Annotated in this window: 14 protein-coding genes; 7 read left to right on the top strand and 7 right to left on the bottom strand. The window is 57.9% G+C overall.

What is annotated here, in order from left to right:
- The first annotated feature begins 37 nt into the window (after positions 1 to 37).
- The 4 genes from tsaD to AC72UB_RS00690 are packed head-to-tail and all read left to right on the top strand — an operon-like array spanning position 38 to position 2,762.
- On the top strand, positions 38 to 1,135 hold the full coding sequence (tsaD, locus tag AC72UB_RS00705; RefSeq protein WP_505188082.1) for a tRNA (adenosine(37)-N6)-threonylcarbamoyltransferase complex transferase subunit TsaD: 1,098 nt from the start codon (positions 38 to 40) through the stop codon (positions 1,133 to 1,135).
- Positions 1,132 to 2,073, top strand: coding sequence for an NAD(P)H-dependent glycerol-3-phosphate dehydrogenase (locus AC72UB_RS00700; protein ID WP_505188081.1), 942 nt, complete (start codon positions 1,132 to 1,134; stop codon positions 2,071 to 2,073). The genes tsaD and AC72UB_RS00700 overlap by 4 nt, the downstream gene beginning before the upstream one ends.
- A 3-nt stretch (positions 2,074 to 2,076) precedes the next feature.
- Positions 2,077 to 2,349 (top strand): YciI family protein, encoded by a 273-nt coding sequence (locus AC72UB_RS00695; protein ID WP_463291647.1) that lies wholly within the window; start codon positions 2,077 to 2,079, stop codon positions 2,347 to 2,349.
- Positions 2,346 to 2,762, top strand: a complete 417-nt coding sequence (locus tag AC72UB_RS00690) for an EVE domain-containing protein (protein ID WP_505188392.1) — start codon at positions 2,346 to 2,348, stop codon at positions 2,760 to 2,762. The genes AC72UB_RS00695 and AC72UB_RS00690 overlap by 4 nt, the downstream gene beginning before the upstream one ends.
- 161 nt (positions 2,763 to 2,923) lie before the next feature.
- On the opposite strand, the gene AC72UB_RS00685 is transcribed toward AC72UB_RS00690, so the two are convergent.
- From AC72UB_RS00685 to ahcY, 3 genes are all read right to left on the bottom strand, one after another.
- A complete protein-coding gene (locus AC72UB_RS00685) occupies positions 2,924 to 4,117 on the bottom strand; it encodes an MFS transporter (protein WP_505188080.1) in 1,194 nt (397 codons plus the stop codon).
- 71 nt (positions 4,118 to 4,188) lie between these two features.
- On the bottom strand, positions 4,189 to 4,530 hold the full coding sequence (locus AC72UB_RS00680; RefSeq protein ID WP_505188079.1) for a DUF2853 family protein: 342 nt from the start codon (positions 4,528 to 4,530) through the stop codon (positions 4,189 to 4,191).
- A gap of 195 nt (positions 4,531 to 4,725) precedes the next feature.
- Positions 4,726 to 6,114, bottom strand: coding sequence for an adenosylhomocysteinase (gene ahcY / locus AC72UB_RS00675; protein ID WP_505188078.1), 1,389 nt, complete (start codon positions 6,112 to 6,114; stop codon positions 4,726 to 4,728).
- Between the two features lie 76 nt (positions 6,115 to 6,190).
- On the opposite strand from ahcY, the gene AC72UB_RS00670 reads away from it, so the two are divergent.
- On the top strand, positions 6,191 to 6,781 hold the full coding sequence (locus AC72UB_RS00670) for an HD domain-containing protein (RefSeq protein WP_505188077.1): 591 nt from the start codon (positions 6,191 to 6,193) through the stop codon (positions 6,779 to 6,781).
- Positions 6,782 to 6,784: 3 nt separating this feature from the next.
- Here the strand turns inward: AC72UB_RS00670 and AC72UB_RS00665 are convergent, their stop codons facing one another.
- From AC72UB_RS00665 to AC72UB_RS00655, 3 genes are all read right to left on the bottom strand, one after another.
- Positions 6,785 to 7,102, bottom strand: a complete 318-nt coding sequence (locus AC72UB_RS00665; protein WP_505188076.1) for an H-NS histone family protein — start codon at positions 7,100 to 7,102, stop codon at positions 6,785 to 6,787.
- Positions 7,103 to 7,190: 88 nt separating this feature from the next.
- Complete coding sequence (locus tag AC72UB_RS00660; RefSeq protein WP_505188075.1) at positions 7,191 to 7,745, bottom strand: ActR/PrrA/RegA family redox response regulator transcription factor; 555 nt, start codon at positions 7,743 to 7,745, stop codon at positions 7,191 to 7,193.
- 78 nt (positions 7,746 to 7,823) lie between these two features.
- Positions 7,824 to 8,444: an SCO family protein gene (locus tag AC72UB_RS00655; RefSeq protein ID WP_505188074.1), complete on the bottom strand. Its 621-nt coding sequence runs from the start codon at positions 8,442 to 8,444 to the stop codon at positions 7,824 to 7,826.
- A gap of 88 nt (positions 8,445 to 8,532) precedes the next feature.
- Here AC72UB_RS00655 and regB point away from each other — a divergent pair, with 88 nt between their 5' ends.
- Together regB and AC72UB_RS00645 are read left to right on the top strand one after the other, a co-directional pair.
- On the top strand, positions 8,533 to 9,915 hold the full coding sequence (gene regB / locus AC72UB_RS00650; RefSeq protein ID WP_505188073.1) for a sensor histidine kinase RegB: 1,383 nt from the start codon (positions 8,533 to 8,535) through the stop codon (positions 9,913 to 9,915).
- Positions 9,916 to 10,050: 135 nt separating this feature from the next.
- Entirely contained in the window at positions 10,051 to 11,541 is a 1,491-nt protein-coding gene (locus AC72UB_RS00645) for a site-specific integrase (protein WP_505188072.1), read from the top strand.
- Positions 11,542 to 11,867: 326 nt separating this feature from the next.
- Here AC72UB_RS00645 and AC72UB_RS00640 read toward each other — a convergent pair whose 3' ends face one another.
- Positions 11,868 to 14,498 carry a M10 family metallopeptidase C-terminal domain-containing protein gene (locus tag AC72UB_RS00640; protein WP_505188071.1) on the bottom strand — a complete coding sequence of 877 codons (2,631 nt, stop codon included), beginning with the start codon at positions 14,496 to 14,498 and terminating at the stop codon, positions 11,868 to 11,870.
- Positions 14,499 to 14,845: the final 347 nt, after the last annotated feature.

Raw genomic sequence — 14,845 nt, 5'->3', positions numbered from 1 at the left:
TACCTGCGCGGGACCTTTGAGGCAACGTTTGAAAACTATGGCCGCGCCGCTGACCTTTCTTGGCATCGAATCAAGCTGCGACGACACCGCCGCCGCCGTGGTGCGTCATGTGCCGGGTGCGGCGGCGCAGATTCTGTCCTCGGTTGTTGAAGGGCAGGTGGCGCTCCATGCCGATTTCGGCGGCGTGGTGCCCGAGATTGCTGCCCGCGCCCATGCCGAGCGGCTGGATCATTGCGTTGAGGCGGCCTTGGTGCAGGCGGGGCTGAGCTTGCGCGATCTGGACGGCATTGCGGTGACCGCCGGGCCGGGGCTGATTGGCGGGGTGTTGTCGGGGGTGATGCTGGCTAAGGGTCTGGCGGCGGCCAGCGGGCTGCCGATGGTGGGGGTGAACCATCTGGCGGGCCATGCGCTGACGCCACGGCTGACAGATGCGGTGGGCTTTCCCTATTTGATGCTGTTGGTGTCGGGCGGGCATTGTCAGTTTCTGATTGCCAAGGGTGTGGACGAGTTCCAGCGCCTTGGCGGCACGATCGACGATGCGCCGGGCGAGGCCTTTGACAAGACCGCGAAACTGTTGGGTCTGTCGCAGCCGGGCGGGCCTGCGGTGCAGGCTGAGGCGGCTTTGGGCGATGTGCGGCGCTTTGGGTTTCCGCGTCCGCTGCTGGACCGGCCGGGGTGCGATATGTCTTTTTCCGGCCTGAAGACCGCGCTTTTGCGGGCGCGGGATGCGGTGGTCGCGGAAAAGGGCGGATTGACGGTGCAGGACCGGCGCGATCTATGCGCGGGGTTCCAAGAGGCGGTGGCCGATGTGCTGGTGGAGAAATCCCGCCGGGCGTTGGAGGTGTATCTCGCGCTTTCCCCGGCTGTTCCGGTTCTGGCGGTGGCGGGTGGGGTCGCGGCGAATGCGGTGATCCGCGCCAAGCTGATGGCGCTGTGTGACAAGATGGGCGTGCAGTTTCTGGCACCGCCCTTGGCTTTGTGCACCGACAATGCCGCGATGATCGCTTGGGCCGGGATGGAGCGGTTTCGCACCGGGGCGCGGGATGATGCGGCGCTGGTGGCGCGGCCGCGCTGGCCCTTGGACCAGACGGCGGCCCCGATGATCGGGTCGGGGAAGAAGGGGGCCAAGGCATGATCGCGATTGCCGGAGCCGGGGCCTTTGGCACCGCCTTAGCCGTCGCCTTGGGGCGCGAGGGTCGGGCGGTGACGCTCTGGGCGCGCGATGTGGGGGAGATGGCGGAGCGGCGGCGGAACGCGCGCTATCTGCCGGGGGTGGATTTGCCCGAAACAGTGACTGTGACGGCGGATCGTGACGTGTTTGCGCGGGCTGAGGTGGTGCTGTTGGCCGTGCCGATGCAGGCGCTGGGCGGGTTTGTCGAGGCCAACGCCGCGCTGTTTGGCGGCAAGTGGCTGGTCGCCTGTTGCAAGGGCGTGGATATGGCGACGTTGCAGGGGCCAAGTGCGGTGATCCGTGCGCGCTGTGCGGATGCCCAGATTGCGGTGCTGACGGGCCCAAGTTTTGCCGCCGACATTGCGCGGGGCCTGCCCACCGCGTTGACCCTGGCCGGGGCGGATGAGGCCTTGCAGGCGCGGCTTTCGACGCCGTCGCTGCGGCTGTATCGCAGCGCCGATGTGGTGGGGGCGGAACTTGGCGGCGCGTTGAAGAATGTGATGGCCATTGCGGCGGGTGTCGTCATGGGCGCAGGGCTGGGCGACAGTGCGCGCGCGGCGCTGATGACGCGGGGCTTTACTGAGATGCAGCGCTTTGCCTTGGCCAAGGGCGCGCGTGCCGAGACGCTGGCGGGGCTGTCGGGGTTGGGCGATTTGATTTTGACCTGCACCTCGGCCCAGTCGCGGAATTTCCGTTTTGGGCAGGCGATGGGCCAAGGGGCGGCATTTGATCCAACCATCACGGTTGAGGGGTCTGCGACTGCGGTTGCGGTGGCCAAGATTGCCCAGCGTGACGGGATTGAGATGCCGATCACCCAGATGATTGCCGCGCTGATGGCGCAAGAGATCACCCTGCGACAGGCCATTCAGGCGCTGATGTCGCGGCCATTGAAAGAGGAATGACCCATGCGTTTTGCCCTGATCTGTACTGACAAAGCCGACCATCTGGAGGTTCGCAAGGCCAACCGGGATGCCCATTTGGCGCATATTGCGTCGTCGGGCGTGGTGGAGATGGCGGGGCCGTTTTTGAACGACAAGGGCGAGATGTCGGGGTCTTTGGTGATCCTTGAGGTGGGCAGCAAAGCCGAGGCCGAGGCTTGGGCTGCCGCTGACCCCTATGCCAAGGCGGGGCTGTTCGCCAAGGTGCGGATCGAGGAATGGAAAAAGGTGATCGGGTGAGCCGCTGGCTGTTCAAATCTGAACCCGACACCTGGGGCTGGGCCGATCAGGTGGCGCGCGGTGACGTAGGTGAGGAATGGCACGGCGTGCGCAACTATCAGGCGCGCAACAATATGCGGGCGATGCGGGTGGGGGATCTTGGGTTCTTTTACCATTCCAACATCGGCAAGGAGATTGTCGGCATTGTCGAAGTGATCCGCGAAAGCGCGCCCGACAGCACGACGGATGATCCGCGGTGGGACTGTGTGATGGTGCGGGCGCAGCGCGCGTTCAAGCGGCCGGTGAGCCTTGAGGATTGCAAGGTGGTGCCGGGGCTGGAGGCGATGGCGCTGGTCAAGAGCCCCCGGCTTTCGGTGCAGCCGGTGACGGCGGAGGAATGGCAGATCATCTGCCGCTTGGGTGGGATTGAATGAAGGGCCTCGCACCCCTACGAGACCCTTCACCACCCCACGCGCTCCCCTAGCACCGCACGTGTTCTGAAAAGGTCTCGGACATGCTGCCCTGCAGGGTGACCATAGCGCAAAAGACCGGGCTTGGGCAAAGGCCAAGCGCGTAAGGTTTGAGGCGAATTTGGTCAGTGCCGGGTGTCGGGCAGGAGGAAAGCGGCCAGCCCAAGAAGGGGCAGGACAGCGCAGATCTGATAGACCGCGACGATGCCCCAATGGTCGGCCAGAACGCCCAGAATGGCGGCACCAATCGCGCCGATTCCAAAGGCCAGCCCGAACAAAAGCCCTGCGACCATGCCGGTTTTTTCCGGCATCAGGTCTTGGGCATAGACCACTATCGCCGGGAAGGCCGAGGCCAATACCAAGCCAGCCAAGGCCGCGACAATGACCGAGGGCACCAAGGGCAGGAAGGGCAAGGAAAGCGAGAACGGGAGAACGCCCAGAATCGACCACAAGATCACACGGCGCCGTCCAATGCGGTCGCCGATCGGGCCGCCAATGAGAGTACCTGCAGCAACTGCGACGAGAAAGACGAAAAGGCAAAGGTTCGCTTGGGCCATCGACAGGCCAAAGCGCTCGATCAGGTAAAAATTGTAGTAGCTGGAAAACGAAGCGCTGTAGACGAACTTGGAGAAAATCAACAAAATCAGAATGTCCATGCTGCGGCGCGCGACGTCCCGAGGCGGGGCCGAGGCGACAGCGCGGGCTTTATTGTGGGCGGCGCGGCTTACGCCCGCTGATATATACCACCGTCCGACAACATAGAGCAGGACCATTCCAGCCAGCGCGACACCTGCAAACCATTCGATCGAGGCTTGTCCGCGCTCTAGAACTATGAATGCAGCCGCCAGAGGGCCAAGAGCAGAGCCCGCATTGCCGCCCACTTGAAACACTGATTGGGCAAAGCCTCGGCGCGCACCGGCAGCGAGGCGGGCAAAGCGAGACGCTTCAGGATGAAACACCGCTGAACCAAGGCCGATAAGAGCCACGGCAAAGAGCAGCAACTCGAAGCTGGCGGCATGGGCCAGCAGGATTAGCCCCACCCCGGTTGAGGCCATGCCCGCAGCCAAAGCATAGGGCATTGGGCGCTTATCAGAATACAGCCCGATCAAGGGCTGCAGAAGCGAGGCAGTGCCCTGAAAAACAAAGGTGATCAGGCCGATTTGGGTGAAGGAGAGCTGCAGGTTTTCTTTGAACAGCGGATAGCCTGCCGGGATCAAGGACTGCATCAGATCATTTAGGAAATGGCCAAGCGCCACGGCAAAAATCACCGGGATAACGGTGGTCTCAGCGCCTTGAGTGCTATTTGGGCGGGCGGGCATGATTGGCCTTAATGATGCAGACGGGCGGCACAATGGCCGCCCGTCCAGAAAAGTTCAATGGTAGAAGACGTTTACTTGTAGGCGGATTCCTTGCCGAAATGCTTGACCAAAAGGTAATAGAATACGGCGCGGTACTTGTTGCGTTCTGATTTGCCATAAGTGTCGATGGCGGCATCGATGCCCTGCATCAGCTTGGGGCCAGCAGGCAGTCCGAGCTTTTTGACCAGAAAGTTCTTTTGAACACGCTCCAGTTCAGCGGCATCGCTGGCGGCGACGGTTTCGGCGTCATTGTCATAGATCGCCGGGCCGCAGCCGATGGTCACTTTGGTCAAGAGCGCCATGTCAGGCGTCATCTTGCACTTGGTCTTAAGGTCATCGGCATATTTCGCAATCAAATCGTCTCTCTTGCCCATGGTCAATTTCCTGTTTGAAAAGCCGGCTTGCCGGAGGTTGAATGGCGCGATGTTACGCAAGGACGCGGCATGCTCAAAGGGAAATGTCAGGGGCAGTTCCCCTGTGGTTTGTGGTCCGAGTTTTCAGCTGGCGGATAAGACAAAGGGGCCCGAGGGGCCCCTTTGCTGGATCACTGGCGGTGAGTGGGCCGCAGATCAGTAGCGGTAATGTTCCGATTTGAACGGGCCATCCACCGTGACGCCGATGTAGTCGGCCTGTTCCTTGCGCAGTTCGGTCAGTTTGACACCGATCTTCTTGAGGTGCAGGCGGGCGACTTTTTCATCGAGCGCCTTGGGCAGGATATAGACGCCGGGGACGTAGTCTTGGCCTTTGGTCCAAAGTTCGATCTGGGCCAGAACCTGATTGGTGAAGGAGGCCGACATCACAAAGGACGGGTGACCCGTGGCATTGCCAAGGTTCAACAGGCGGCCTTCGGAGAGCAGGATCAGACGGCTGCCCGAGGGCATCTCGATCATGTCCACCTGTTCTTTGATGTTGGTCCACTTGTGGTTGCGAAGGCTGGCGACCTGAATTTCGTTGTCGAAATGGCCGATGTTGCCGACGATGGCCATGTCCTTCATCTCGCGCATGTGTTCGATGCGGATGACGTCGCGGTTGCCAGTGGTGGTGATGAAGATGTCGGCACTGGCGACTTCGTCTTCCAGAAGGGTGACTTCGTAGCCGTCCATTGCCGCCTGCAGGGCGCAGATCGGGTCCACTTCGGTGACCTTCACGCGGGCACCGGCGCCGCGCAGGGAGGCGGCGGAGCCTTTGCCCACATCGCCATAACCGCAGACCACGGCGACCTTGCCAGCCATCATGGTGTCGGTGGCACGGCGGATGCCGTCGACCAGCGATTCTTTGCAGCCATATTTGTTGTCGAACTTGGACTTGGTCACAGAGTCATTCACGTTGATCGCCGGGAAGGGCAATTGACCGGACTTGTGCAGATCATAGAGGCGATGCACGCCCGTGGTGGTTTCCTCGGACACCCCTTTGATGGCGGCCTTGGTTTTGGTGAAGAAACCGGGGGTTTCTTTCATGCGCTTGTAGATCTGCTTTTTGATGACCTCTTCCTCTTCCGACTGCGGAACGGGGATGATGTCTTCGCCTGCTTCGGCGCGTGCGCCGAGAAGAACGTACAGCGTGGCGTCGCCGCCATCATCGAGGATCATGTTCGCGCCTTCGGGGAACATGAAGGATTTGTCGAGGTAATCCCAATGCTCGGTCAGGGTCTGGCCCTTGATGGCGAAGACCGGGATGCCGGCGGCGGCAATGGCGGCGGCGGCGTGGTCTTGGGTTGAGAAGATGTTGCACGAGGCCCAACGCACATCGGCGCCAAGGGCTGTCAGCGTTTCAATCAACGCGGCGGTCTGGATGGTCATGTGCAGCGAGCCCACAATCCGCGCGCCCTTGAGCGGCTTCGTGGTGCCAAACTCTTCGCGGCAGGCCATCAGGCCCGGCATTTCGGTTTCGGCAATGGTCAGTTCTTTGCGGCCGAAGTCAGCCAATCCAATGTCTTTGACGATGTAATCCGCAGCCATAGCGGCGCTCTCCTTGATCCTTTGATTGGTGGGCAGATAGCATTATGAAGGCGCTTCGACAACCAAGGCCCGCATCATGAAACAACCCCGTGCTTGGCAGCGCATGCTTTCCGGCCGCAGACTTGACCTCTTGGACCCCACACCGATGGATATCGAGGTGGAAGACATCGCCCATGGGCTGGCCTTTGTGGCGCGTTGGAACGGCCAGACGCGGGGGGATTGGCCCTATTCGGTGGCCGAACATTCGCTGCTGGTGGAAGAGATTTTCAGCCGCCAAAACCCGGGCATCGCGGCGCGCTGGCAATTGGCGGCGCTGCTGCATGATGCGCCGGAATATGTGATCGGTGACATGATCAGCCCGGTCAAAGCCGCGATTGGCGCGGCTTATGGCGAGTTGGACCTGCGGTTGACGGCGGCGGTGCATCTGCGCTTTGGGCTGCCGGCGCAGTTGCCGGGGGCGATCAAGACGGCGATCAAATCGGCTGACAAAATCTCGGCCTGGTTGGAGGCGGTGCAAATCGCGGGGTTTACCGAGGCCGAGGCAGACAAGCTGTTTGGCCGGCCGGAAACCGCGGTGCTGCGCGGACTTAAAATCAAGTTGGAGCCGCCCGCAACGGTGCGGGCGGCTTTCATCGCGCGTCACGCCGCGCTGCTGCAGGGCCTCTAACGCTTAAATCGAGAGGTCTTCGGGGGATTTTCCAGCCTTCAAAGCGGCTGCAAACCAGCGCGGCTTGCGGCCACGACCCGACCAAGTGTCCGATTTATCGGCTGGATTGGCATATTTCGGCGTCGCCGGTGCGCGTCTGCGGATCTTGGTAACAGCGCCCGTCAACTCAGCCAGCGAGAACCCCATCGCGCGGGCCTTTTCTTCAAGCTCAGCCAGGGCGTTCTTCTTTTTGCGATCTTCGAAGGTCGAAATGGCTTTCGATACCTTCGCCTGGAGATCCTTAAGCTCTTTCAAAGACAGGTCATCAATATTCATCGACATGTTGGCTTCCTTATGAACAATAAAACAATGCGTAAACCTAATGGGATAACGTCATAAGTCAGCTTATCGCGGTTGGCAACAAATCTGATTATCTTGGGCTGCGTTTTGCCAGAATGCGCTGAAGCGTGCGGCGGTGCATAGACAACCGGCGGGCGGTTTCGGACACGTTGCGATCGCACATTTCATAGACGCGCTGAATATGTTCCCAACGCACCCGATCCGCCGACATCGGGTTTTCTGGCGGTGCGGGCATCGCCTCGCCCTTGGCAAGAAGGGCGTTGGTGATGTCATTGGCGTCGGCGGGTTTGGAAAGATAATCTGTCGCGCCGATTTTTACGGCGGCCACGGCGGTTGCAATCGCGCCATAGCCGGTCAGCACCACGATCCGGCAATCGGGCCTGCGATCGCGCAGGGCTTCGACCACATCAAGGCCGTTGCCGTCTTCCAGCCGCAAGTCCACGACGGCGTAGGCGGGCGGGCGCGAAACGGCGATGGCGCGGCCTTCGGCAACACTGGCGGCGGTTTCAGGCTGAAAGCCGCGTTTTTCCATAGCTTTGGCAAGACGCTTTACGAACGCCTCATCATCATCCACCAACAAGAGGCTGCGATCTGTTCCCAGTTCGGCCGAGGGTTCGTCAACCATTCCCAGTCCTTCCATATCCGCCTGCGCTTAATCTAGGCCGTGAGGGGTGCCCGGTCAAACCGGGCAACGATGGCAGGGTCACGATCCTGACTTTGAGACGAAGCAGGCGGTCCGTGCTGCCATATCACTGGCGCTGTCCTCGCGCTTGAAAAACTCAACAAATCCATGACCGGGCAAAACGAGGTAGGTAAAGGTGGAATGGTCCACCAGATAGAATTCGTCGGTCGCGTCCTGCTTTTTGTAATAGGCCTTATAGGCCTGCGCGGCGGCCTTGATCTGTTCGTCGCTGCCGGTGAGACCGATCATTTTGGGGTGCAGGTTTGCGGCAAAATCACGCACCACCTCGGGTGTGTCGCGGGCAGGATCGATGGAGATGAAGGCGGGCTGCACGTCAAACCCGGATTCATCCAAGATATCGATCGCCTCGGCATTGCGGGCGTTGTCCATCGGGCAGACATCGGGGCAGAAGGTGTAGCCGAAATAAAGCAGCGTTGGCTTGGTGAAAATTTCGGCATCGGTCACGGTTTGGCCATCGCCGTTGATCAAGGACATTGGGCCGCCAATGGCGCCACCGCCCACGGCACCGCCCCGACATTCGGCAAAGATATCGGCGCTTTGATTGGACTGGATCACGTAATAAGTACCGCCCAGCAATGCCGCCATCGCAATCAGCGCCGCACCCGCATAGAGTTTTGTCATGCCCACCCACTCCGTTCACGCAGGTTCGCGTTGAACCCGTACCAGCACAGCCTTATCAATCACAGTATCCGCATCAAGGCCGATTGTCATGAAAACCGCAGGACATCTTGACGCTTTGCGCCCCGAGCGGGGCAATTGGCTTCGGCTTCAGACGCTGGTGCTGTTGCGCTGGATGGCGATTGCCGGGCAGCTTGTGGCGATTGGGGTGGCCACGCGGGTTTATGACATCGACCTGCCGCTTGGGCTGTGTTTCATGGCAGTGGGCGTGGCGGTCATTGCCAATTTGATTTTGGTGGCGGTGTATCCCGCCAACAAGCGGATGAGCGAGACCGAGGCGCTGTTGGCGCTGTTGTTCGATCTGACGCAGTTGACCTTTCTTTTGTTCCTGACTGGGGGCCTGTCGAACCCCTTTGCGCTGTTGATCCTTGCCCCGGTGACGGTCTGCGCCAGCACGCTGCGGCTGCGGGCGACAGTGTTTCTGGCGGCGCTGGCGGTGGCGTTTGTGTCGATCCTCGCCGTCTTGGCGGTGCCGATGCAGAGCGCCGGGGCACCCATTCGGATGCCGCCCTTGATTGGCTTTGGGTTTTGGCTGTCTTTGGTGATCGGGATCGTCTTTCTGGGGATCTATTCGCACCGGGTGGCTGCGGAAAAGCGATCTATGTCTGACGCGCTTTTGGCAACGCAGATGGCGCTGGCGCGCGAGCAGAAACTGACCGATCTGGGCGGCGTGGTGGCGGCGGCGGCGCATGAATTGGGCACGCCTTTGGCCACGATCAAGATGGTCAGCACTGAGATGTTGGATGAGTTGCAAGACCGGCCCGAACTGGCCGATGACGCGCGGCTGATCCGCGAGCAGGCCGACCGTTGCCGCGATATCCTGCGGTCAATGGGCAAGGCGGGGAAGGATGATCTGCACATGCGGTCGGCGCCCCTGAGCGCGGTGCTGCGTGAGGCCGCTGAGCCGCATTTGGGACGCGACAAGATGGTGAGTTTCGACCTTGCCCCCGGGGCGATGGCGGGGCCAGCCGAGCCCTTGATCCTGCGCGCGCCTGAGTTGATTCATGGGTTGCGCAATCTGGTGCAGAACGCGGTCGATTTCGCGCATTCGCGGGTCTGGATTGATGCAAGCTGGACAGAGACGAACCTGACACTGCGGATTATCGACGATGGGGATGGGTTCTCGTCGCAGGTGCTGGGCCGGATCGGGGATCCGTTTTTGCGGTCCCGTCGGGATGAGGCCGGGCCAAAGCGGCGGCCCGGGTATGAAGGCATGGGGCTGGGCCTGTTCATCGCCAAGACGCTGCTGGAGCGCACAGGGGCGGAGCTGTCGTTTGCCAATTCCTCAGACCCGTTTCTGGCAACAGGCGGGCGACCCGAGCGGTCGGGCGCGATTGTCGAGGTGGTTTGGCCGCTGGACCGAATCAGCGCCGAAAGCGGGGGTCCGCTGGGGGAAAATCAGCCGCTTGGCTGAGGCGCGGCAGGGGCGGCAGGTTTTGGGTTTCTAAACGTTAACGCTGCCTTAACCTGTCAATCATTGTATTGTGCCTTATTTCTTTGTATGCAAGGGTTTCATTGACCACGTGAACCTATTTTGGAACCTAGATCGATGCGCCCGTACCACCCCAGTCGCTTGGTGTTGAGGAAAGGTTGTTGGTACGTTTCTGTGACCAAGCCAACGCAATTGCAGTTCGGAAGTGACAAACAAGCACGACGATCAACAGGCACTTCGGACAAGCGGCAAGCGCAATACCTTCAGCATCGGTTGACTGAGGAGATTTATGCGCAGTTTGACAATCAGCTTGATCGAACCGATCCGGTTTTTGAGGCTCTTCGGCCAATGCTTGAAGCGCATGGGGTCAACACCCGGCAGTGGTATCAAGATGGCTTTGTCCTTCACACCGCCAAAGGGTCAGAAACTCTTGCTGCGCGGCTCTCTAAGTGGGATGGGAACATCAAGATCGATGGTACACCTGACCAGCGGCTAAGTGTTATTGAGAAGTGGAAAGCGTCCAACCACGTTGATCTTTGTGCGATGGTGTCCTCAGGGCTTGGTCATCCGATTCCGGCTTTCGTTTTGGCACTGCTTGGGCCTGAAGATCGTGCTGCCGTATTGGCAAAATCAAAGCCAGTAGAAGTGCCATCCGATTTGGTGATCCGCGCAGCAAAGATTCTACCCGAGGAAATGGCAATAAACCTCATTGATAGTACACGCAGGCTTCCACCCGTAGTGTTGTTGGATGAGGGTACCGCGGGCAGTGCGACATCATCACCGAATGATCCGACGTTAGCACACATAATCGAAGATTACCTGCCGAGCCGACCAGAAAAGTCACGTCGGAGCGACCGTATTCACCTGAACAAGTGGCTCTCACATAAGCTAGGTAGCAAGGCCCTTATCCAGATCGATCAATACGATCTGTACGAGTTTTTTGAGGAGTATGGCGAAAGGCTTTCGAAGAGCAGCATCGGGGTGCTTAGGGCAGCAATGTCCAATGTGTTCAACTGGGCAATCAAGCAGCGAGGTCTAAACGTAAGCAACAACCCTCTGAGGGGCTTGGATTTGAGTGACATTGGCCATGATGGTGTGGAGAAGCGTCCCTTTACGCATGACGAATTGCACAGACTGTTCAATCTCCCAATGACACCTGACGACAGGGCAGCACTGGCCATCTTGATTACCACAGGGATGCGGGGTGGGGAGTTGATGCAGATGCAAGAACTAAAGCTGCACACGGGCATCAAGCACTTTGACCTGCGCCACATACCAGCAGCCAAAACCAGAGGTAGTCGTCGCTTGGTTCCCGTTAGAGATGGCCTTGATGTAAAGCTACCTCTGCAAACAACCCAAGCGAGGCTCAATAACATAATCCGCAAGGAGTGGCCCGACGATCCAAGGGTGAGCCTTCACAGTCTGCGTCACAGCTTCAAAGACCTGCTGCGTGATCTGGAAGTGTCAAAAGAACTCAATGACTACATCACAGGACATGGTCAGGGAGACGTTGCAGGTGAGTACGGCATTGGTCCTTCTCTGGCAAAGCGGCTTGAGATCATCAACCGTATTGAACATCCGTGGCTGGCAGAACACACGCACAGTTGAAATGCGCCGACGGCAGATCAGCAATCTAGTGCCTAAGACACCAAAACACCGTGTTGATTTTTAGCCGCAAGTAAACGCCTCAGAACTGCCCGCAGAGCGGCATCTACAACTTTTGGATGCCTGATTAGTAACAACCCCAGTTGACGCTCCAGCGCCTTCTTTGGGGCCTCTAGGGATGTCCCTATTGGTGATTGGACATGTGCCTCGCTGACAGCATCCAATGTCACCAAATCCGGAAAGCCCAGCCCGAGAGTCTATGGTTGATCAGCTTTCCAGATTCTCTTTCTGCCCGTTTGTCTCAATTCTGAAGGCTAGTTGATCCTGCCCTATAGAACGAAATCCGACGCTGTTAGATTGTAAAGCCCCGTCAACCGGATTGCCATCTCAACACCAGTGTCCGCATCATTATCGATCCAGATCATCGTGTGGTCATTAGCGGTTCCGGCAAGATCAAACCTCTGGAATCTTACTTCACCTTGTGTGTTGCTACTGAAGTTCGCAGTACCGCGCCAGATAAACGTGTCATTGGCTGATGTCGAAGCAAAGGCATCGATGGCACTCAGATCGATCTTGTCCTGCCCCCTCACAAAGTCGGTGATCACGTCTGAAGCGTCTGCTGTTGTGCCAGATTCTTGCACATTGTTGAAAATGAACGCATCATTTCCAGCGTCACCGTTGAGTGTGTCATTGCCCGCACCTCCAATCAGACTGTCGTTGCCCGCGCCACCTGTCAGCCTGTCGTCGCCGGAACCGCCACTGAGGTTGTTCGCATTGGCATTACCTGTCAGCGTGTCGTTGTGGGCAGACCCAACAAGATTTTCGGTTGTTGTGAGAGTATCAGTTCCAGCGCCGACGGTGTTTTGAGCCGAAGTCAGTGACAAATTGACCGTAACAGCGGCGGCAGAGCCGTTGTAAGACGCCGTATCAATGCCGTCTCCACCTGTTAGGCTGTCATTACCTGCGGCACCTTCAAGCGTGTCGTTACCACCACCACCGATGATCGTATCGTTGCCACCGCCGCCAGAAATGCTGTTTGCAGCAGAGTTGCCGGTCAAAATGTTATTGCCGGAATTTCCGGTGCCATTGATCGCAGCACTACCCGTTAGGGTCAGGTTTTCGACGTTGGCTGTTAAGGTGTAGCTAGCCGCTGAAGATTGAACGAGATCAGTACCTGCTGATGCCACTTCAACAACAACATCAGAGGAACTATCCACGACGTAGGTGTCGTTATTCGCTCCACCTGACATGCTATCATTACCGGTTCCGCCATCCAGCGTGTCATTGCCCGCCCCACCAATGATTGTGTCATCGCCGCCGCCCCCGGATATGCTGTTGGCAGCCGAGTTGCCCGTCAAGATGTTCAAGCCAGTGTTGCCCGTCCCATTGATTTCAGCACTGCCAGTCAGCGTCAGATTCTCGATGTGTTGCCCAAGCGTTATGGTTGCAGATGACTGGACGGTATCGGTTCCAGCATTCGCCGCTTCGGTGATCGTGTCGCCACCATCCGTGATGTAGGTGTCATTGCCCGCGCCCCCAATCAGAGTATCTGCACCGGTCCCACCGTTTAGAACATTGTTTTGAGTGCTACCGAAAGATGAACCAGTCAACACATCATTTCCACTGCCCCCTTTAAGGCCGTCGATGCCCAAAAGAGAAACCCAGCCGGAACCTAGGTCTTGCCAATTGATTTCGAACCCAAGCGAGACCACAAGGTTGGAGGTGAAACGGCTTAGATCAAGCGTATCAATAACCCCACTGTCATAGCCGCCTTCAATGATACAACCGCCGTATTCATTGTTTAGCGGTTCAAAATGGAACGTATCTGAACCACTTCCTCCACCCACGTAATCACCTGATGCATCTGGTCCAATAGTTACTATATCATCGCCATCGCCAGCGCGAACACTACCGAAGCCACCGCCCAATGTGATTTCATCATCTCCCCCACCGGCGTCCATTTGCCGCACCCAACCGCTTCCAGTAACGATTACATCGTTTCCCCGCCCCAACCTTACGGAGTCGGCTCCACCATTTTGCAAAGTCAAGAAAGTTTTACCAACATTATACACCTGAATAGATCCAATCCAACCTTCATACTCGGTGCCATCATTGATCTGCGTAATATGGTGGATCCCTTCACTCAAACGGATTTGTTCAATACCCTCACTACCGACGTTAATGGTAACAGATGCGCCGCGACCGGCAGTGACTGAGCCCACCCAACCTGAGCTCACGTTTAGCGTACTTTCTCCTTGGCTCAGATTAATAAAATCAACACCGCCGCTTCCAATCGAGATGTTGTTGGTGGTAGTGAGGTCACCGTTCGTAGCAATAGACTGAACACCACCGCTGCCAGTCGAGACGGTATTCTTTCCATGACCGAGCGAGATTGATCCAACGCCACCGTTGCCGGTTTCGACGGTATTGTTGCCGTTTCCTAGGATAAGCGACCCAGCACCACCAGAGCCGACCGTTATGTTGGAGTTGTTTTCCGTCGTGATACTCGCCACGTACCCCGATCCAGTGGTGACAATATTGGTTGTCGCAGAAAGCTCGACCGCAGCTGTGTATCCAGATCCAAGCGTCACATCGTGAAGATCACCGTCCCAGCCAACAATGAACTTCACTTTGGTTGAGAGAAGATCAACGTCAGAGTTATAGCCAAGCGACAGGGTAGTAATGGATCGATCTACGCCGTCATCCACATCTCTAATAACTGCGATGTTGTTATACGCGCCACCAAAGCGCAGATTGACGATGAACCAATCTGTTCCACTAAGTAGCGCAGTTGTTTCCAGCGTTTCACTCTCATTGTCGAGATAAAAGCTCTGATACTGCATGTAACCGGATGTGCCGCTATCGGTATCCTGCACTTCATCCCAGCTTGTTGAGCCCCAGAGCGTGTCGAAATCGCTCTTTCCATCAAGCGTTATGGTCAACTCTCTTGTTTCGGTCATCAGTTATCTCTTTTTATTGGCGGCCGGTAACTTTTGCGCATATGTTTTTTCTATTTTTAGTGCAAATACCTTTTTGTGCAAGGGCCGACTGTTCAGAGGCGGAGCCGTTCGCCCCTAAATAATTGCCTTCAATGATAAAACACACGAACCGCCCCACCCCCTGCCCCAACCTCTAGCCCTGCTTTTCCTTTCCCCTGCCCTCTCATGACCCTTCAAGGCCTCCTAGCGCCCCAACCGATCTTTTCCCACAGCGCGCAGACGATAGGGACGGACATGGGCCTCAGATCGCTTGCCTTGGTTAGCCTATTTGCTTTGTCAGCTGTTGTTGTGGCTACACAGGTTAAGGA

The sequence above is a fragment of the Allotabrizicola aquatica (SeqCode) genome (assembly GCF_965194375.1).
GTDB lineage: Bacteria > Pseudomonadota > Alphaproteobacteria > Rhodobacterales > Rhodobacteraceae > Tabrizicola_A > Tabrizicola_A aquatica.
This window is presented reverse-complemented; position numbering and strand designations above follow the sequence as displayed.

What these genes read in the sequence shown, in the direction of transcription:
- tsaD (WP_505188082.1), top strand. Translation starts at nt 38, where the DNA reads ATGGCCGCGCCGCTGACCTTTCTTGGCATCGAATCAAGCTGCGACGAC.
- AC72UB_RS00700 (WP_505188081.1), top strand. Translation starts at nt 1,132, where the DNA reads ATGATCGCGATTGCCGGAGCCGGGGCCTTTGGCACCGCCTTAGCCGTC.
- AC72UB_RS00695 (WP_463291647.1), top strand. Translation starts at nt 2,077, where the DNA reads ATGCGTTTTGCCCTGATCTGTACTGACAAAGCCGACCATCTGGAGGTT.
- AC72UB_RS00685 (WP_505188080.1), bottom strand. Translation starts at nt 4,117, where the DNA reads ATGCCCGCCCGCCCAAATAGCACTCAAGGCGCTGAGACCACCGTTATC.
- AC72UB_RS00680 (WP_505188079.1), bottom strand. Translation starts at nt 4,530, where the DNA reads ATGGGCAAGAGAGACGATTTGATTGCGAAATATGCCGATGACCTTAAG.
- ahcY (WP_505188078.1), bottom strand. Translation starts at nt 6,114, where the DNA reads ATGGCTGCGGATTACATCGTCAAAGACATTGGATTGGCTGACTTCGGC.
- AC72UB_RS00670 (WP_505188077.1), top strand. Translation starts at nt 6,191, where the DNA reads ATGAAACAACCCCGTGCTTGGCAGCGCATGCTTTCCGGCCGCAGACTT.
- AC72UB_RS00665 (WP_505188076.1), bottom strand. Translation starts at nt 7,102, where the DNA reads ATGTCGATGAATATTGATGACCTGTCTTTGAAAGAGCTTAAGGATCTC.
- AC72UB_RS00660 (WP_505188075.1), bottom strand. Translation starts at nt 7,745, where the DNA reads ATGGTTGACGAACCCTCGGCCGAACTGGGAACAGATCGCAGCCTCTTG.
- AC72UB_RS00655 (WP_505188074.1), bottom strand. Translation starts at nt 8,444, where the DNA reads ATGACAAAACTCTATGCGGGTGCGGCGCTGATTGCGATGGCGGCATTG.
- regB (WP_505188073.1), top strand. Translation starts at nt 8,533, where the DNA reads ATGAAAACCGCAGGACATCTTGACGCTTTGCGCCCCGAGCGGGGCAAT.
- AC72UB_RS00645 (WP_505188072.1), top strand. Translation starts at nt 10,051, where the DNA reads ATGCGCCCGTACCACCCCAGTCGCTTGGTGTTGAGGAAAGGTTGTTGG.
- AC72UB_RS00640 (WP_505188071.1), bottom strand. Translation starts at nt 14,498, where the DNA reads ATGACCGAAACAAGAGAGTTGACCATAACGCTTGATGGAAAGAGCGAT.